At 37.6% G+C, this 17,810-nt stretch carries 18 protein-coding genes and 1 riboswitch; of the genes, 15 read left to right on the top strand and 3 right to left on the bottom strand.

The genetic code is table 11. From position 1 onward, the window contains the following. Positions 1 to 69: 69 nt before the first annotated feature. The 3 genes from ACVWXS_RS05975 to spoIIP all read left to right on the top strand — a co-directional run bounded on the left by ACVWXS_RS05975 (position 70) and on the right by spoIIP (position 2,533). Complete coding sequence (locus ACVWXS_RS05975) at positions 70 to 957, top strand: 5'-3' exonuclease (RefSeq protein ID WP_374965448.1); 888 nt, start codon at positions 70 to 72, stop codon at positions 955 to 957. Positions 958 to 1,080: 123 nt separating this feature from the next. Beyond that, positions 1,081 to 1,620, top strand: a complete 540-nt coding sequence (locus tag ACVWXS_RS05970) for an RNA polymerase sigma factor (protein ID WP_456956894.1) — start codon at positions 1,081 to 1,083, stop codon at positions 1,618 to 1,620. Beyond that, positions 1,610 to 2,533 (top strand): stage II sporulation protein P, encoded by a 924-nt coding sequence (spoIIP, locus tag ACVWXS_RS05965; RefSeq protein WP_456956892.1) that lies wholly within the window; start codon positions 1,610 to 1,612, stop codon positions 2,531 to 2,533. The genes ACVWXS_RS05970 and spoIIP overlap by 11 nt, the downstream gene beginning before the upstream one ends. A 50-nt stretch (positions 2,534 to 2,583) precedes the next feature. Here spoIIP and ACVWXS_RS05960 read toward each other — a convergent pair whose 3' ends face one another. Further along, a complete protein-coding gene (locus ACVWXS_RS05960) occupies positions 2,584 to 3,087 on the bottom strand; it encodes a C39 family peptidase (RefSeq protein WP_368637836.1) in 504 nt (167 codons plus the stop codon). Positions 3,088 to 3,285: 198 nt separating this feature from the next. Further along, entirely contained in the window at positions 3,286 to 3,639 is a 354-nt protein-coding gene (locus tag ACVWXS_RS05955) for a thioredoxin family protein (protein ID WP_374965451.1), read from the bottom strand. A gap of 385 nt (positions 3,640 to 4,024) precedes the next feature. Between ACVWXS_RS05955 and ACVWXS_RS05950 the strand changes: the two genes are divergently transcribed. The 3 genes from ACVWXS_RS05950 to ACVWXS_RS05940 all read left to right on the top strand — a co-directional run bounded on the left by ACVWXS_RS05950 (position 4,025) and on the right by ACVWXS_RS05940 (position 9,548). Then, on the top strand, positions 4,025 to 6,409 hold the full coding sequence (locus ACVWXS_RS05950) for a 3-hydroxyacyl-CoA dehydrogenase NAD-binding domain-containing protein (RefSeq protein ID WP_456956890.1): 2,385 nt from the start codon (positions 4,025 to 4,027) through the stop codon (positions 6,407 to 6,409). Between the two features lie 53 nt (positions 6,410 to 6,462). Then, positions 6,463 to 7,635, top strand: a complete 1,173-nt coding sequence (locus tag ACVWXS_RS05945) for an acetyl-CoA C-acetyltransferase (RefSeq protein ID WP_374965453.1) — start codon at positions 6,463 to 6,465, stop codon at positions 7,633 to 7,635. Between the two features lie 128 nt (positions 7,636 to 7,763). Then, positions 7,764 to 9,548: an acyl-CoA dehydrogenase family protein gene (locus ACVWXS_RS05940; protein WP_456956887.1), complete on the top strand. Its 1,785-nt coding sequence runs from the start codon at positions 7,764 to 7,766 to the stop codon at positions 9,546 to 9,548. A 105-nt stretch (positions 9,549 to 9,653) separates the two neighbouring features. Here the strand turns inward: ACVWXS_RS05940 and ACVWXS_RS05935 are convergent, their stop codons facing one another. Beyond that, the gene (locus ACVWXS_RS05935; protein WP_456956885.1) at positions 9,654 to 10,088 is read right to left on the bottom strand and encodes a hypothetical protein; all 435 of its coding nucleotides are present in this window, start codon (positions 10,086 to 10,088) and stop codon (positions 9,654 to 9,656) included. A gap of 105 nt (positions 10,089 to 10,193) precedes the next feature. On the opposite strand from ACVWXS_RS05935, the gene ACVWXS_RS05930 reads away from it, so the two are divergent. From ACVWXS_RS05930 to ACVWXS_RS05890, 9 genes are all read left to right on the top strand, one after another. After that, a complete protein-coding gene (locus tag ACVWXS_RS05930; RefSeq protein ID WP_223555842.1) occupies positions 10,194 to 10,550 on the top strand; it encodes an arsenate reductase family protein in 357 nt (118 codons plus the stop codon). Positions 10,551 to 10,632: 82 nt separating this feature from the next. Next, the gene (gene gcvH, locus ACVWXS_RS05925; protein WP_368637829.1) at positions 10,633 to 11,013 is read left to right on the top strand and encodes a glycine cleavage system protein GcvH; all 381 of its coding nucleotides are present in this window, start codon (positions 10,633 to 10,635) and stop codon (positions 11,011 to 11,013) included. A gap of 180 nt (positions 11,014 to 11,193) precedes the next feature. Beyond that, on the top strand, positions 11,194 to 11,535 hold the full coding sequence (locus ACVWXS_RS05920; protein WP_068985361.1) for a toprim domain-containing protein: 342 nt from the start codon (positions 11,194 to 11,196) through the stop codon (positions 11,533 to 11,535). A 14-nt stretch (positions 11,536 to 11,549) separates the two neighbouring features. Next, the gene (locus tag ACVWXS_RS05915; protein ID WP_068985360.1) at positions 11,550 to 11,861 is read left to right on the top strand and encodes a thioredoxin family protein; all 312 of its coding nucleotides are present in this window, start codon (positions 11,550 to 11,552) and stop codon (positions 11,859 to 11,861) included. Between the two features lie 53 nt (positions 11,862 to 11,914). Next, a riboswitch (SAM riboswitch) is annotated at positions 11,915 to 12,018 on the top strand. 340 nt (positions 12,019 to 12,358) lie between these two features. Beyond that, positions 12,359 to 13,387, top strand: coding sequence for a methionine ABC transporter ATP-binding protein (locus tag ACVWXS_RS05910; RefSeq protein ID WP_456956881.1), 1,029 nt, complete (start codon positions 12,359 to 12,361; stop codon positions 13,385 to 13,387). Further along, the gene (locus ACVWXS_RS05905) at positions 13,377 to 14,045 is read left to right on the top strand and encodes a methionine ABC transporter permease (RefSeq protein WP_427420585.1); all 669 of its coding nucleotides are present in this window, start codon (positions 13,377 to 13,379) and stop codon (positions 14,043 to 14,045) included. Before ACVWXS_RS05910 ends, ACVWXS_RS05905 begins: the two co-directional genes overlap by 11 nt. Positions 14,046 to 14,112: 67 nt before the next feature. After that, positions 14,113 to 14,949 (top strand): MetQ/NlpA family ABC transporter substrate-binding protein, encoded by an 837-nt coding sequence (locus tag ACVWXS_RS05900; protein WP_456956879.1) that lies wholly within the window; start codon positions 14,113 to 14,115, stop codon positions 14,947 to 14,949. A gap of 253 nt (positions 14,950 to 15,202) precedes the next feature. After that, complete coding sequence (locus ACVWXS_RS05895; RefSeq protein WP_456956877.1) at positions 15,203 to 16,042, top strand: amidase; 840 nt, start codon at positions 15,203 to 15,205, stop codon at positions 16,040 to 16,042. 869 nt (positions 16,043 to 16,911) lie between these two features. Then, entirely contained in the window at positions 16,912 to 17,808 is an 897-nt protein-coding gene (locus ACVWXS_RS05890; protein WP_456956875.1) for a response regulator transcription factor, read from the top strand. Positions 17,809 to 17,810 lie beyond the last annotated feature (2 nt).

Raw genomic sequence — 17,810 nt, 5'->3', positions numbered from 1 at the left:
CTATAATAGAACAATGCTTAATAATGAATTACTACAATCATTGTATTGTTATAGAGAGGATTATTTATCATGACTACAAAACCAAAATTATTAATTGTTGATGGCATGGCGTTATTATTCCGTTCGTTTTTTGCATCAGCTGCGATGGGGCATTATATTCGCCTCGCGGATGGGACACCAACAAATGGTGCCCAAGGATTTGTGCGTCATGTATTAACGGCACAATCTATCATGAAGCCAACACATCTTGCTGTTTGTTGGGATATGGGTGCCCATACATTCCGTAACGAATTATTTGATGGCTATAAGGCTAATCGTCCAGCACCACCAGAGGAAATGCTGCCACAATTTGATATGGCGAAAAATTTATCTGAACAAATCGGCTGGCAAAATTTCGGTGTTAAAGGGATGGAGGCAGATGATTTAATTGGCTCGATGATTACGAAATGGCAGGATGAGGCTGACATTACGGTAATTAGTGGCGACAAGGATTTACTACAGCTTTTAAGACCATCAACGGAAATTGCTTTTACAAAAAAAGGCTACACAGAGTATGACGTTTATACGCATACACGCTTTACAGAAGAATATGGCATCGAACCAGTTCAATTTGCACAGGTTAAAGCTTTTATGGGGGATACGAGTGACGGTTATCCAGGCGTTAAAGGAATTGGACCAAAGCAAGCACTTACATTAATTCAAACGTATGGTTCTATTGAAAATGTTCTTACATCAATAGATGAATTAAAGCCAGGTCAACGTACAAAAATTAAAGAAAATCTAGACATGCTAAAATTGTCACACGAGCTTGCAACCATTCAAACAAACGTACCAATCGAGGCAGAATTAGCGAGCTTAGTATTACCTAATTACGAACCTCAAACGTTCAAAGAAATAGAACAACATGGCTACACATTAATCGCCAAGCAGGCACGCTCACTGTATTCACTTATTTAAAAACAAACATCATGGTCATCAACGCAGAGTATAGAAATATGCTCTGCTTTTTTATACAAATTTTTGTAACCTTTTCCTAACTTCAAACGAATTATAAGCAAATAAGTAAAAGGAGGGGAAAGATTGATTGATTCAAATAACTTGGAAACAAGAATAGTTGAAATCTACAATCTGTATTACTTAGACGTTTATAGATTTCTTGTTTGTTTTACGGGAAATCAAAATGATGCGGAAGATTTGACCCAAGAAGTGTTTATTCGTGTCTTAAAAGGTTTATCGAACTTTGATGGTAAATATAACTTAAAAACATGGATTTTTTCGATCGCAAAACATGTGGCAATAGATCACTATAGGAAGAAAAGGTTTACCTCTCTATTCAAGGACGGTTTTTTTAATCAGTTATCATCGAATGAAAAGAAGCCTGATGAGGAATTTGAAGTAACAGAATTAAAACGACTTATACATGATGCCATTGCTAAATTAAAACCTAATTACAGAGCAGTAGTCATACTTCGAGGTATTAATGAGTTCTCCATTATCGAGACTTCAGAAATTCTTCAATGTAGTGAAGTGAAGGTAAAAGTTGATTATCACAGAGCCCTAAAAGAGCTTAAAAGAAAACTGAATATTGAAATAGAGGGGGTTTTGACAAATGCAAAATGAAAAAGATTTATTTGATATGTTGAAAGAAATGTACCCTCAACATCCTAGAAAGGAATTTGTTTCTGCAACTGAGAATACGCTTAGGCAACGAGCACGAAGTATGAGGAAAAAAAGAATCTTAACAAAGTTCTCTGTGATTTCAAGCAGCGTTCTAGTGTGTACATTTATTTTTTCATGGTTAATCTTCTTTAATGGAAATGGTAAAGTTTCAGAGGTCATCCATAGTTTTGGAGGGGCGTCATCTTCCTACGCAATGGACGAAAAAGAACCTGTTGTATATATATATCATTCGCATAATATAGAATCATTTATTCCAGAGCTTCCTGCACAGGAGGCGTATAGTGAGCAGGTGTATAGAGGGCAGGCGTATAGTGATACGAAAAATGTAACATTGGTAGGGAAAGAATTAAGTAGAGCATTAAAGGAAATACAGGTTCCATCAATTCATGATGAGACCGATATAGCCGGAATCTTAAAACAAAAAGGTTTACATTTTCCTGATTCATATAAAGTGTCACGGGAAAATTTACAAAAAGTCTTAGCTGAAAATGACAGTATTCGTATGGTTTTTGATATACATCGAGACTCTAATAAAAGACTGGGCTCCACAATTGAAATTAAAGGGAAAGAGTACGCACGAATTCAATTTATCGTATCAAAAACGAGTAAAAACTATGAGGTGAATAAAAAATTTGCAACGCAACTTCATGAACAACTTGAGGAATTATATCCTGGGTTATCGAGGGGGGTAGTAGAAAAAGGGATTGATCCTCCAAATACCTATAATCAGGATCTCCACGATAATTCTCTATTATTAAACATCGGGGGTATAGAAAATACGTTGGAAGAAACGTATAGGTCAACAGATATTTTGGCACAAGTTTTAAAGGATATTCTTGAGAAAAGCAAATAAGCGTTGAATTAAAAGAAGAGCGTGTCTAAACATTGCAGGCACGCTCTCACTTAGTTCGGTGTAATTTTCACGAAGCTCAATACTTTTTTATTATCTTTAAAAGGAGCCGTTCGAATTTTACTTTCACGATCACGGCCACCATTATCATGGAATAGTAACAATAGCTCATCATTTCGTATTTCATAGCCAATAAGAGGTACCCAATGATAGGCGAAGGCCGATTTTTTATCGCGCCAATTTAGGCTAAAATAGCGGTCGAAGCGTATGGCGACAGGGCGGCCTGCATCGATTTCCTGCATTGCCTCCTTTAATGTACAATCACGAATATCCCATGTTGGACGAAGCCGGCGAAGATTGCGAATTAGACGCCATTTAAATAACCCGATTTTTGTGCCGCCAAGAAGTTTATAAAGTTCATTTACCGAAGGAGCTTGATCTTCTAAATAGTTTAAGACTACGTGTACAGTTGTAGGTCCACAGGCAGAATTACGATAGTTTGGCGAAATCGATGCATCATATTGTGATTTTCCGAGCAGTGATAATTGTTTGCGCATCATAATTTCCTTTCTAAAAAAGAGCTGCATTTCAATAAGAAATGCAGCTCCTTTTTTAATTATTGTTGTGCAGATAAGAACTCCGTAACTTGCGGCTGACGCTTTGCTTTCGCGCATAAAACATTTGTGGCTGACGCTTCACTTTCGCCACAGATTAGTAGCTCTTCTACATTAACCTTACTATTTTAGCCCAGCTAATTATTGTTGTGCAGATAAGAACTCAATAACTTGCTGAGGTGATTTAGCATTGGCGCTATGTAAGTGCGCTAATTTTTCACCATTTTGGAAAATTAGTAGGCTTGGAATACCCATTACATCATATTTGTCCGCAATTTCTGGAAGCTCATCGCGATTAAGGTCGTACCAGTCATATTGGCTGTACTCTTCGATAATTGGATCGATGAACATATCCATGCGTGTGCAATCTGGGCACCAGCCAGCGTAAAATTTCACTAGAACCTTTTTATCACCAGAAATTAGCTCATTAAATTGTTCAGCAGTTGTAATTGTTTTCATTAGTGTTTCACTCTCCTTGCTTTCCATTCTACACATTTTTTGCGCAACCTGAAAGTTTTCTGTTTGGTATGATTGTTATCTACTTATTGTTTCGTTTTCGCTCGTAAAAAACAAAAAAAGTTGTAAAATGTAAAAATAATGATGAAAAAAGATTGCTAAATTAAACAAAATAATCTACACTAAAATCAGAAAAAGTAGTTTTATTTTCATTCAGCGGAAAATATTTACCTCTGATATAAAAATGGTAGCTGAACGAAGATAAGCCTCAGTCGTATGTCACAGAAGGCGCAAGCGCGTTAAACTTGAATTGAACTAGATCAATGCAAAACCTGGACGAAAATACACTAAGGTAAACTTGATATTTTTTTGAACAAAAAATGAATGGCTATTCATTCAATGGGAGAATAAGGGGGAATTGCTTGTGACTTATAACATTAAAAAAGCGGCTGTTCTAGGTTCTGGAGTAATGGGTTCTGGGATTGCAGCACATTTAGCAAACATCGGTATTCCAACATTATTATTAGACATTGCACCGAAGGAACTAATAAAAGAGGAAGAAGCAAAGGGTCTTTCTTTAGAGCATCCTGCGGTAAGAAATCGTATTGTAAACGGGGCTCTTCAAAAGTTATTAAAGCAAAAGCCAGCACCACTTACTTCTAAGAAAAATTTATCACTACTAACGGTTGGTAACTTTGAGGACGATTTAGAGAAATTAAAAGATGTAGATTGGATCATTGAAGTTGTCGTTGAAAATTTAGCGATTAAACAAAGCCTATATGAAAAAATTGATGCAGTACGTAAACCTGGCACAATTCTTAGTTCAAACACATCTGGCATAAGCATAAATGCAATGGCAGAAGGGCGTTCCGAAGATTTTAAAAAGCATTTCCTGGGAACTCACTTTTTTAACCCACCTCGCTATTTGAAATTACTGGAAGTCATTCCGGCGAACACAACAGCGCCAGAGGTTGTAAGCTTTATGAAAACATTTGGCGAAGATGTACTTGGGAAAGGTGTCGTACTTGCTAAGGATACACCGAACTTCATTGCCAATCGAATTGGAACGTACGGTTTACTCATCACTTTACAAGAAATGATGAAAGGTGGTTATTCGGTTGGTGAGGTGGATTCTGTAACGGGTCCATTAATCGGGCGTCCCAAATCTGCTACCTTCCGAACGCTAGATGTAGTTGGGTTAGATACATTTATCCACGTAGCGAAAAACGTCTATGATCAAACGACAGGTGAAGAGCAGCAAGTATTTGCAGTACCAGAATTCCTACAGAAAATGGTCACAAACGGTTGGCTAGGAGCAAAATCTGGTCAAGGGTTCTTCATAAAGCAAGGTAAAGAAATACTTGAAATTGATCCAAGTACATTAACGTATAGCCCAGTGAAAAAATTAAAAACACCATCTATCGAAATGGTGAAACAAACTCGTGGCTTAGCAAATAAAGTGAAAGCATTAACGTATGCTAAGGATCGTACAGGAGAGTTATTATGGGGGATATTCGCGCCAACGTTAATTTACTCGGCACAGCTACACGGTGAAATTGCTGATGATATTGTTGCAATTGACAATGCCATGAAATGGGGCTTCGGCTGGCAGCAAGGTCCGTTTGAACTATGGGATGCAATTGGCGTGAAAGAGTCCGTAGCTAAAATGGAGGCTGAGGGTCGTGAGGTCCCGGCATTTGTCAAAGATATGTTAGCAAGCGGCTTTGAAACTTTCTATTCAGAAATTGACGGTGACCTTGCATTTTATAATGGCTCTGAATACGTTAAAGTGCCAGTTAATGAAAAAGAAATTAACTTAAAACGCTATAAGAAAAAACATGGCGTAATTAAATCAAATACAGGTGCTAGCTTAATAGATTTAGGTCACGGAATTGCTTTACTTGAATTCCACTCTCAATCAAATGCAATAGGCTTAGACATTATTCAAATGATTAACTTTGCGATCGATGAAGTAGAAGCTAACTATAAAGGCTTAGTCATCGGTAACCAAGGGAAAAACTTCTGTGTTGGTGCGAATCTAGGAATGATTTTAGTAGAAGCGCAGGATGATAATATTTTTGAGCTAGACTTCGTTATTAAAGCATTCCAAGATGCCATGCAAAAGATTAAATACTCTCGCAAGCCAGTTGTGGCAGCACCTTTTGGCATGACACTTGGCGGCGGCTCGGAGGTCTGCTTACCAGCTGCACATATTCAAGCAACAATGGAAACGTATATGGGCTTAGTAGAAGTCGGTGTAGGGTTAATTCCTGGCGGTGGCGGGAATAAGGCACTTTACCAAAAATTCCTTAAAGGCTTACCAAATGGCGTTGAGGTAGACTATCAAACTATTGCTAATAAAGTATTTGAAACAATTGCGATGGCAAAAGTCTCGACATCAGGTGAAGAAGCGCGTGATAATAATTTCTTGAATTTTGCTGATGGGATTTCTGTTAACCCAGATCACCAACTATATGATGCAAAACAAGCTGCACTAGCGCTTTATGAGGCAGGCTATCAAGCACCTGTACCTACGAAAGTTCCTGTAGTCGGTGCATCAGGCTACGGTACGCTACTAATCGGTGCGCAAGGAATGTTTGAATCAGGCTATATTAGTGAACACGATTTAAAAATCGCTAAAAAATTAGCGTATGTCATTGCTGGTGGTAAAGTTCCATATGGCACATTAGTAGATGAACAATACCTATTAAACCTTGAGCGTGAGGCGTTCCTAAGCTTAGTTGCAGATCCGTTATCTCAACAAAGAATGCAACACATGCTTTTAAAGGGAAAACCACTGCGTAACTAACGTTAAGACTGAATTAACCATACTTGCACATGAAACAAAGGGGGATTAATACGATGCGTGAAGCCGTTATTGTAGCAGGAGCACGAACTCCGATTGGAAAAGCGAAGAAGGGTTCTTTAGCAACAGTTAGACCAGATGATTTTGGAGCAGTTGTTGTCAAAGAAACATTGAAAAGAGCGGGCTATGAAGGTCCGATTGACGATTTAATTTTAGGATGTGCAATGCCTGAAGCTGAGCAGGGCATGAACGTAGCACGTAATATAGGAGCGCTTGCAGGGTTACCAGATACAACACCAGCACTGACAATTAATAGATTCTGTTCATCAGGTTTACAAGCAATTGCTTTTGCAGCAGAGCGTGTAATGCTAGGACATTCTAAGGCGATTCTTGCGGGTGGCGTCGAGTCTATGAGTATGGTGCCAATGGTCGGTAATACACCTCGCTTAAATCCGACTTTAGCAGAAACTGCTCCGCAATATTATATGGGGATGGGGCATACGGCTGAGGAAGTGGCACGTCAGTACAATGTTAGCCGAGAAGATCAGGATGCATTTGCTGTTCGTTCACATGAGCTTGCAGAAAAAGCGATTAAAGAAGGTAAATTCAATGATGAAATTGTACCTATCGAAGTGGAACAACATTATGTAGATGATAACAACAAACCACAAGTGAAAAAATTCACTTTTAGCATGGATGAAGGTGTACGTCCAGGAACATCTGTAGAAGGTTTAGCGAAGCTTCGTCCAGCCTTCCATGTACAGGGAAGTGTTACAGCTGGTAATGCCTCTCAAACTTCTGATGGTGCAGCAGCAGTACTTGTGATGGATCGTGAGGAAGCTGAAAAGCAAGGGCTTACACCAATGGCTAAGTTTTTAGGCTTTGCAGTTGGTGGCGTACCTCCTGAGGTGATGGGTATTGGTCCAATCGTGGCAGTACCAAAAGCACTTGAAATTGCAGGTTTATCAATAGATGATATTGACTTATGGGAAATTAACGAAGCATTCGCGTCACAGTCCTTACAGGTCGTACGTCAATTAGGCATTGACCAAAATAAAGTAAATGTCAATGGTGGAGCAATTGCCGTTGGTCACCCACTCGGTGCAACGGGAGCCATTTTAACATTAAAGCTTATTCATGAATTGAAGCGCCAAGGTAAAAAATATGGTGTCGTGACAATGTGTATTGGCGGCGGTATGGGTGCAGCAGGAGTATTTGAAATTCTTTAACTTCTTTATTTTCGCTAGATAAGCTTGGAGTGCGGCGTTTCTGGTTGCCTCCGGACAAGGTGCTTCAAGCTTTTCTATATATCGGGAAAAAAAGCCATTAACAATAGATGCATAGGGAGGAATTTAGAATGACAGAAAAAACAACGGATTTCATTAAAGGCGGCGGATTTATTATTGAAGATGTGGAATTAAATCGTGTATTTACACCAGAAGATTTCACAGATGAGCATAAGATGATTGCTAAAACAACAGAAGAGTATGTTGCAAATGAAGTGTTACCAGTCGTTGAAAAATTAGAAAACCATGAATTTGAGCATTCAGTTCGTCTACTAAAAAGCGCAGGTGAGCTCGGCTTACTAAGTGCAGATGTACCTGAAGAATATGAGGGTCTAGGCTTAGACAAAGTTTCTTCTGCATTAATCGCAGAAAAAATGTCTGTTGCTGGTGGCTTCTCTATTACACACGGTGCACATGTAGGTATTGGTTCTTTACCAATCGTACTTTTTGGAAATGAAGATCAAAAGAAAAAGTATTTACCGAAGCTTGCGTCAGGTGAATTAATTGCTGCCTACGCATTAACAGAGCCAGGTTCAGGTTCTGATGCATTAGGTGCAAAAACGACTGCGAAGTTAAATGATGCAGGTACACATTATATTTTGAATGGTGAAAAGCAATGGATTACAAATGCAGGCTTTGCAGATGTATTTGTTGTTTATGCAAAAATTGATGGCGACAAATTCTCAGCATTTATCGTAGAACGTACTTTCAATGGTGTATCGGTTGGACCAGAAGAGAAGAAAATGGGTATTAAATCTTCATCAACTCGTACATTAGTACTTGAAGATGCGGAAGTACCTGCAGAAAACTTATTAGGTGAAGTGGGTCGCGGTCATGTTATTGCCTTTAATATTTTAAATATCGGTCGTTATAAACTGGGGGTAGGAACGATTGGTGGCTCGAAGCGTGCTTTAGAGCTAGCGATTCAATATACAAACCAACGTCAACAATTTAAAACAAAGTTGTCTGATTTCAATCTAACAAAAGAAAAATTATCGACAATGGCTTCACAATTGTATGCGTCTGAGTCATTAAATTATCGTACTGTAGGTTTATTTGAGGATCGTTTAAGCCAGCTAAGCCCAGATGAGCAAAAGCAAGGGAAAGTTATTGCTAGTGCAATTGCTGAGTATGCTATTGAATGTTCTATTGCGAAAGTATTTGGTTCTGAGACTTTAGATTACATTGCAGATGAAGCGGTTCAATTACACGGTGGTTACGGCTTTATGGCTGAATACGAAGTAGAGCGTATTTATCGCGATTCACGTATTAACCGTATTTTTGAAGGTACTAATGAAATTAACCGCATGATTGTACCAGGTACATTTATGAAAAAGGCATTAAAAGGTGAATTGCCATTGCTACAAGTTGCTCAAAACTTACAACAGGAGCTTCTTATGCTAATGCCTGAGGATGTTGGCACAGAGCCGCTAGCACAAGAAAAGTATCTTGTGAAAAATGCGAAGAAAATTGCTGTATTAGCATCAGGTTTAGCAGCACAACGCTACGGCGCAAAGCTTGATCAAGAGCAAGAAGTATTGGTGAATATTGCAAATATCACAAACCAACTGTTCGCTATGGAATCAGCTGTATTACGTACAGAAAAAGCGATTGCTCGTGACGGAGTTGAAAAAGCACATCAAAAATTACTTTACACTCAAATCTTCTGCCAAGAAGCATTTGCAGAAATTGAAAAAGAAGCAAAAGATACGATTCTTGCTTCAGCAGACGGCGACGCTGCACGCATGACATTGTCTGCACTACGTAAGTTAACGCGCAACAATCCGTACAACTTAATCGCGAAGAAACGCGAAGCTTCTGTTAAATTAATTGAAGCTGAAAAATATGTAGTTTAATATTGCAGACTAACCTAGCTATCCGCATAGATGAGATAGCTAGGTTTTTTGTTGAAAATAAAAATAAGGCTCTTCGGCAAAACGAGGGATGGATTTCCGTTCCAGCTAGGCGCGCGATTCTATTTTATCAGCGGTTCTTGGTATTTTATCAGCGATTTTCATGTTGTTATCAGCGATTCTTGGTATTTTATCAGCGGTTTTCATGTTGTTATCAGCGATTCTTGGTATTTTATCAGCGGTTTTCATGTTATTATCAGCGGTTCTAGATATTTTATCAGCGATCGACATTTTGGAGCAACGAGACATTTCCTTCGCCCAAATTGTTGCTGCCGCTGCGCTTTCGCACAGACAAAACCAAATTGTTGCTGCCGCTGCGCTTTCGCACAGACAAAACCAAATTGTTGCTGCCGCTCCGCTTTCGCACAGACAAAACCAAATTGTTGCTGCCGCTGCGCTTTCGCACAGACAAAACCAAGTTGTTGCTGCCGCTGCGCTTTCGCACAGCCAGCCGGAACGGAAATCACCCCCACGCTTTGTCATAATGAGTTTCATTTTGGTTCATAACTGTTATGATGGTATACTACAGAAAATGAGGGAGACGCTGAAAATGTAGTGTCCTAAAAATGATTGTAGAGGAGCCTTTAAATGACGATTCAATTTATTCATTATCCAAAATGTACTACTTGTAAAAAAGCTCAAAAATGGTTAAAGGACAATGAGATTTCATTCGAAGAGGTACATATTGTCGAGCAACCGCCTACAAAGGACGAATTAACAAATTTATGGCAAGAAAGTGGACTGCCGTTAAAGAAATTTTTCAATACTTCTGGTATGAAGTATCGTGAGCTTGGCTTAAAGGATAAGCTTGCTGACATGACTGAAGAGGAGCAGCTTGAACTGCTTGCTTCAGATGGTATGCTGATTAAACGTCCAATCGTAACAGATGGGAAAAAAGTAACTTTAGGGTTTAAAGAATCAGATTTTGAGCAAGCTTGGAAATAACCCTATTTATCCTTGTTTTTATAGGAGAAGTATGGCAAACTGAAAGTGAATATACTACATATTTTATGGAGGGGTTTATTGCATGAGCACACCAAAAGACTTACGTTACTCTGAAGAGCATGAATGGGTAAAATTAGAAGATGGTAAAGTACGTATCGGTATTTCTCACTTCGCACAATCTGAACTTGGAGATATCGTTTTCGTTGAGCTTCCACAAGTTGGCGACGAAATTAAAACAGATGATCCATTCGGTAGTGTAGAATCTGTAAAAACAGTTTCTGAATTATACGCACCAATCTCAGGTACAGTAGTTGAAGTAAATGCAGATTTAGAAGATAGCCCAGAATTCGTGAATGAATCACCATATGAAAAAGCATGGATGATCGTTGTAGAGCTTGCTGATGCATCAGAAGTTGAAAAGCTTATGACAGCTGAGCAATACGAAGAAATGATTGCTGAATAAGACAAGCCCTAAAAAACGTCGGAAATCACCGGCGTTTTTTATTATCTTCATTCATTTCCCACTATAGTTGGGGAGGCGAAAGCCGTTGTAGGCCCTTATCAATGGGTGTCTTATATGATCACCGACAGAGCGTAATGGATATAATGAGCTATAAGGTATATGTCTAATGGGGGTGGCGTGATGTTCGAGGGAAAATGCTTAATTGTCGAAGGTCGTTCGGATAAACTTCAAATTAAACCTATTTTAAGTGAAGATGTTATAATACTTTGTACGAATGGTACAATTGGTGTGCATCAATTAGAAGAGTTACTCGATCCATATGAGGGCTGTGAGCTTTATACATTTTTTGATGCAGATACATCGGGTGATAAGCTACGGGCATTAATGGACAGACATTATCCAGAGGCTGAGCATTTACGTACGATGCCGACATATAAGGAAGTTGAGACAACTCCGAGAAAGGTGTTAGCGATGATATTGCTGCGTGCACACTTCTCAATCCATAATGAATATATTTTGTAAGGTTGCGTGAAAAGATGGAAGAATGGTCAAAAGAGCAGTGGGATACGGCTGTACAGTCCGGTGAAAAGGCTGCCTTTTATTTATATACGCCTATGTGTGGAACGTGTGCAGTTGCATCGAAAATGATGACGATTGTCGAGCAATTGCTGCCACAGCTACAGGTTGGTAAAGCGAATATTAATTTTATAGAGCACATAGCTTTTGATAATAAAATCGAAAGTGTACCATGTTTACTCGTGTGTGATGGCGGAAAAGTAACAGAAAAGGTATATGCCTTTCAATCCGTACCATTTTTATACGAATTGCTAAAAAAATCAATTGACTGAACTTTGATAGCGTGATAAAGTACGAATATACTAAAAAAAATAAATATATCGAACTCTTATAAAGAGTGGCGGAGGGAAGTGCCCTATGAAGCCCGGCAACCATCACAAAGTGAAAAGGTGCCAAATCACTCAAAGATTGATCTTTGAAAGATGAGAGAACGGTTTAGCGTATAATTACGTGACCCCTTCTACTTGTCTATAAGTGAAGGGGTCTTTTTAACTACTTCCAACACACGACTGAGTGACCAACATCACGTTGGCTCAATGCCTTCGGCGGATGTCATGGAATCGGAAATGAGTTCAATATAGGATGTTAGCCTAAAATCATCGCATCCATGCGATAACGGCTAACTGACCTGCATCGGTAAAAACGCCACGTCCTGTGGCATTACCGAAATGACCGACATCGTGTCGTCCCTCGTGCAGGCCTAAGCACAAACCGATTCCGGACGCTATTATGTCGGGGCATAATTGATATGAGAAAAGGAGAATTCGCTATGATTCAACTTCAGAATATTACAAAAAAATACAAAACCGTGAATGGCGAATTAACTGCAGTCAAAGACGTCAATCTTTCTATCAATAAAGGTGAAATTTTTGGCATTATCGGCTATAGTGGCGCTGGTAAAAGTACGATGATTCGCTTATTAAACGGTTTAGAAAAGCCTACAACTGGTACGGTGACGGTTAACAATCAAGAATTTTCATCTATAAAGGGGCAAAAGCTCAGAGATGCTAGACAAAAGGTAAGTATGATTTTCCAGCATTTTAATTTACTTTGGTCAAGAACTGTTGAGGAAAATATCGCTTTCCCACTAGAAATCGCAGGTGTTCCAAAGGCACAACGTGAAGCACGAGTGAACGAATTGATCACACTTGTTGGCTTGGGGGGGCGTGCTAAGGCGTATCCATCACAGCTATCAGGGGGACAAAAGCAACGTGTAGGTATTGCGCGCGCGCTTGCTAATAACCCAGAGGTATTATTATGCGATGAGGCAACGTCTGCACTCGATCCGGAGACAACAGATGCTATTCTTGATCTACTTGTCGATATTAATGAACGCTTAGGTCTAACGATCGTATTAATTACACATGAAATGCACGTTATTCGCAAAATTTGTCATCGTGTAGCGGTTATGGAAGCCGGAGAAATTGTAGAGCGTGGTGAGGTATTACAAGTATTCCAAGCACCGCAAGCTACCATTACGAAAAAATTCGTTTCTCAAATTACAGATACGAAAGAAACACAGGAAACTGTGGCTCAAATTAAAGCAAATTACCCTACTGGACAACTTGTAAAGCTGATCTTTGTAGGAGAAAAAACAGAGCAACCTGTCATTTCACATCTTGTGAAACAGTTTGATGTGGAAGTCAGCATTGTACATGGTAATATTTCGCAAACGAAAAATGGTGCGTACGGTACACTTATAGTGCAAATAAACGGCTCAAAGGATAATGTTGCGGATGCACTTAACTACTTAAATACAGTCGAAGTACAAACGGAGGTGATTGCAAATGCTAACTAGTCTCTTTCCGAATGTCGACTGGGAAAAAATGTGGGAAGCTACGTATCAAACACTGTACATGACAACGATCTCTACAGTTATCACATTTATACTTGGCTTAGCAATTGGGATCGTACTATTTTTAACAAGTCCAACTCAACTATGGGCAAACAAAATTGTGAATTTTTTGACAAATTCGATTGTTAACATTTTTCGCTCTATTCCATTTATTGTGCTAATCATTTTATTAATTCCATTTACGAAATTTTTACTTGGCACAATTCGCGGAGCGAACGCAGCTTTACCAGCATTAATTATTGGTGCTGCACCATTCTATGCACGAATGGTATTAATTGCATTACGTGAAATTGATAAGGGTGTTATTGAAGCAGCTCGTTCAATGGGGGCTAAAACGTCAACGATTATTTGGAAAGTACTAATTCCAGAATCGTTACCAGCACTTATTTCAGGTATTACAGTTACTGCCGTAGCACTTGTTGGTTATACTGCGATGGCAGGTATTATCGGTGCAGGCGGTTTGGGGAATTCAGCTTTCTTAGACGGTTTCCAACGTAATCATGGAGATGTGACATTAATGGCGACTATTTTAATCTTAGTAGTTGTATTTATCATTCAATGGATTGGCGATATGATTACAGCGAAAACCGATAAACGCTAAGAATTACAGGGTTATTTTGGTTTTATACCACTAACATATTTAAACAAGATTAAAGGAGTGTAATAAAATGAAGAAATTATTAGCAGGATTATTCTTATCAGTACTGGTACTAGCTTTAGCTGCTTGTGGTGCTGGTAAAAAAGAAGATACAAACGGAACAGACGGTAAAGAAAATGTAACATTAAAAGTAGGTGCTTCAAATGTACCTCACGCAGTTATTCTAGAACAAGCAAAACCAATTTTAGCTAAACAAGGTATCGATCTTGAAATTGCAACATATCAAGACTATGTATTACCAAACCAAGATTTAGAAGCTAAAGAAATTGATGCAAACTACTTCCAACATATTCCTTATTTAGAGAAGGAAATTAAAGATAAAGGTTATGATTTTGTAAACGCTGGTGGTATTCATATCGAGCCAATCGGTATCTACTCTAAAAAGTATAAATCTCTTGATGATCTACCAGAAGGTGCAACAATTTTACTTTCTAACTCCGTTACAGACCACGGGCGCATGCTTTCATTATTAGAAGCTAAGGGCTTAATTAAACTAAAGGATGGAGTAGATAAAACATCTGCTGAGCTTAAAGATATCGAAGAAAACCCTAAAAAGTTCAAATTCGACGCAAATACAGGTCCTGAAATGCTTGTACAAATGTATGAAAATGATGAAGGTGATGCAGTTCTTATCAATTCTAACTACGCAATCGACAACGGTCTAAATCCAATGGAAGATTCTATTTCTCTTGAAGATAAAGAGTCTCCATATGTCAACATTATTACTGTACGCGCTGGTGATGAAACAAAACCAGAAATTAAAAAATTAGTAGAAGTATTAACGTCTAAAGAAATCCAAGACTTCATCGTTAAAAAGTGGAAAGGCTCGGTTGTTCCAGTTAAATAATTTATCCTCATTCAGTGGATGTAATAGTACAAACTTAGGTTTGTACTATTTTTTTTGTAAAAATAGAGAGGGATTGACCAGTCTTCTAAGAAGAAAATCCTGCTTTATAAGGAATAATAGTAAAAAGAGAGATATCCTTCTTTTTGTTTATTTCTATTTACATAAATTTTCGATATGGTATAACTAGTTTGAATGAATGGGGCTGGCTGAAATTATTAATAGTCGAAAGTTAAAGTTGGTGATCATATGCATAATGTTTATGTCGCTAAATAGTACAACTATAAAGGCAGATAGTATTACAGAAGATGAACGTTCTACATGGATATGGAATCCGTGGATACTTGTAGATAACGAAACCAGTACATTGCAATTTTTAGAAAGTAAACGAATAAACAAAGTTTATTTACAAATTGATTATGAAATGTCGAGAAGCGTTTATCGAAGCTTTATTGAAAAGGCTACCGCAAAAAACATCCAAATATACGCACTTGCTGGGGAAGCCTATTGGATTACAGAGAATGGCATTGAGTATCAAAATCAACTTATGAATTGGCTAGAGCTTTATCAACGTGAAGCAACAGAGGCACAACGTTTTTTAGGAATTCATCTAGATATTGAGCCATATGATACAAATATTTGGTCTACAAAACAAACAACCGCGATTCAAACCTATCAACAGTTAGTTATACATGCCAAAATGAAAGCAAGGTCATTAAAATTACCTCTAGAATTAGATATACCTTTTTGGTATGACGAAATTTCATTTGAGACTAAATATGGTAAAGGCATTTTATCTGAATGGTTAATTAATTATTCAGATGGTGTGACGATAATGGCTTATCGAGATAATTCACAGGACATTATACAAATCGTAAAAAATGAAATTGAATATGCTAAACGAATGGACAAAAAAGTTGTTGTAGGTGTTGAATCTTTGAAGTCAGCAGAGGGCGACTTAGTTAGCTTCTCAGAAGAAGGGGAAGCGTATATGAATCGACAATTGAACAAAATTCAAAAATATTTTTCCGAAAAACAGAGCTTTAATGGTATTGCAATCCACCATCTTGAAAGTTGGATTGAAATGCGACCATAAATATCTTATCGGCTATTTAATTAACCGAGATAAAGTTGTCTTGTAATCAGCGATAAAAAGGCATTTTTCCTTTATTTGTTCGTTGTCATAAAAGGAAATAATCTAGCTCATCACGAAAAGTTGTGGATGACATTTGTTAAAATGCCATGTTTATAGGTTGATTGGAATGAAGGCTGGACGCTCCCAGTCGGAACGGAAATTAACCACACGTTATGGTGATGAGCTAATAATCTGTAAAACTTCTTCAGCTTATGTGGGGGAAACAGCAGATTTTTTCATTTTATCCTATGGTATTTTGATGGAATTTTTAAAATTTTTGATTTGTTTAGAATTTGTTTAGTTTGAACTGATATTCTTAAAAAAGGATTCTAATATGATATACTGTAAAACGTTGAAAAAGCACATAACGAAATCGAGTAAAAAGCAATATCCTACCTTTATCTGTATCTCCAAGAAGCACATATTACTAAGGAAAAATATCTTGTATATATTCGTGTGACCGTTAACTATTTTTTATCTTCCTTCAGTAGATGTTTTGCTGCGAAAGCAAAGCGTCAGCTACAGAATGCTTGTACCTCTATGTAGAAAGTTCTAGAAGCAGTTATACTCATTTGATAAAACTAAGTTTATTTTAGGGTGGATTAGATGATTGAGTCTATACAAATTTGTTATAGCGGATATTGTATTAGCAATCATCAATTTTTTTGTGGAATATATTCTATTTAATTTTACAGTAATGGATTCCCGCACTTCAATAAGTGAACTTAAAAATAAGAAAATCGCATGAAACTATGAAAACTATCTATTGATCATGATAGTTTTACAGAACAATCAAATATCATATTAAAAAAATGTAAGAGGAGTATAGGATGGACACTTTAATTAAAGCTACACAAAAAGTAAAAATTTTGAATGAAAGTGATATTATACCACTTTTTGATGTATTAAAGGCAAATGTTATTCGTTCACATATGGAAATGACAGTTATTTTTTTAAAGGCAACTGTAACTGATTCCCATCAATTTAATGTGATTGAAAAATTAGAAGAACAAATTGCTCATTTTTTTGTATCCGAAGTTCGGAACACCGATATGCTTTTTAAGTTAGAGGGAAGTTTACGATGGGGAATTTTGCTACCACAAAATGGTGAGGAGGAGGGAAAAGCGTTTTTAAATCGAATTTTTCAACTCGTAAAAAATGAGAACTTCCCTACTAAAATCGATTCAGCTTTTACATTGCAGGGAATCATTGTAGAGATTAAAAATGATCAAGTAATGTTTGAAGATTTAATAGATAAACAGTTTGAAGTTTTAAGTCAACTATCGGAACCTTGGGAAATCGAAATCGTGACGAGCTTTAAGGCACAGCCAATTAAAAGAGTGAAAGTCAGTATTTTAGAGGAAAATGCTATTTTTAGCGAAGTATTAGAATTGACAGTTCAAAAAATGATAGTAGATCACTTTCAATTGGAAACAAAAGTTTTTTCAGATGGATACGAATTTTTACAGTCAGATTGGTATTTATCTGGACATACGCATATCGTCATTATGAATGATATTTTACCTCGTAAAAATGGCCTCAATGTCTTACACGCATTAAGGCAAATGGCTAATCAAAAGAAATTTATTATTTATATGATGACAAATAGAAAATCTCAGTCAGATATGATCTACGCATATGAAAGTGGCGTTGATGAGTATTTAATTAAGCCATTTGATTTAAATTTATTTCAAGCACAATTAAAAAGAACATTTGCGAGGTTATGATT

The sequence above is a fragment of the Lysinibacillus sp. TE18511 genome, assembly GCF_054062295.1.
The sequence above is the reverse complement of the archived record's forward strand: the minus strand, read 5'-3'. Positions and strand labels throughout refer to the sequence as shown.

Excerpts from the sequence above, each read along its gene's own strand:
- ACVWXS_RS05975 (WP_374965448.1), top strand. The coding sequence starts at position 70 with ATGACTACAAAACCAAAATTATTAATTGTTGATGGCATGGCGTTATTA.
- spoIIP (WP_456956892.1), top strand. The coding sequence starts at position 1,610 with ATGCAAAATGAAAAAGATTTATTTGATATGTTGAAAGAAATGTACCCT.
- ACVWXS_RS05960 (WP_368637836.1), bottom strand. The coding sequence starts at position 3,087 with ATGCGCAAACAATTATCACTGCTCGGAAAATCACAATATGATGCATCG.
- ACVWXS_RS05955 (WP_374965451.1), bottom strand. The coding sequence starts at position 3,639 with ATGTGTAGAATGGAAAGCAAGGAGAGTGAAACACTAATGAAAACAATT.
- ACVWXS_RS05945 (WP_374965453.1), top strand. The coding sequence starts at position 6,463 with ATGCGTGAAGCCGTTATTGTAGCAGGAGCACGAACTCCGATTGGAAAA.
- ACVWXS_RS05940 (WP_456956887.1), top strand. The coding sequence starts at position 7,764 with ATGACAGAAAAAACAACGGATTTCATTAAAGGCGGCGGATTTATTATT.
- ACVWXS_RS05935 (WP_456956885.1), bottom strand. The coding sequence starts at position 10,088 with ATGACAAAGCGTGGGGGTGATTTCCGTTCCGGCTGGCTGTGCGAAAGC.
- ACVWXS_RS05930 (WP_223555842.1), top strand. The coding sequence starts at position 10,194 with ATGACGATTCAATTTATTCATTATCCAAAATGTACTACTTGTAAAAAA.
- gcvH (WP_368637829.1), top strand. The coding sequence starts at position 10,633 with ATGAGCACACCAAAAGACTTACGTTACTCTGAAGAGCATGAATGGGTA.
- ACVWXS_RS05920 (WP_068985361.1), top strand. The coding sequence starts at position 11,194 with ATGTTCGAGGGAAAATGCTTAATTGTCGAAGGTCGTTCGGATAAACTT.
- ACVWXS_RS05915 (WP_068985360.1), top strand. The coding sequence starts at position 11,550 with ATGGAAGAATGGTCAAAAGAGCAGTGGGATACGGCTGTACAGTCCGGT.
- ACVWXS_RS05910 (WP_456956881.1), top strand. The coding sequence starts at position 12,359 with ATGATTCAACTTCAGAATATTACAAAAAAATACAAAACCGTGAATGGC.
- ACVWXS_RS05905 (WP_427420585.1), top strand. The coding sequence starts at position 13,377 with ATGCTAACTAGTCTCTTTCCGAATGTCGACTGGGAAAAAATGTGGGAA.
- ACVWXS_RS05900 (WP_456956879.1), top strand. The coding sequence starts at position 14,113 with ATGAAGAAATTATTAGCAGGATTATTCTTATCAGTACTGGTACTAGCT.
- ACVWXS_RS05895 (WP_456956877.1), top strand. The coding sequence starts at position 15,203 with ATGTTTATGTCGCTAAATAGTACAACTATAAAGGCAGATAGTATTACA.
- ACVWXS_RS05890 (WP_456956875.1), top strand. The coding sequence starts at position 16,912 with ATGGACACTTTAATTAAAGCTACACAAAAAGTAAAAATTTTGAATGAA.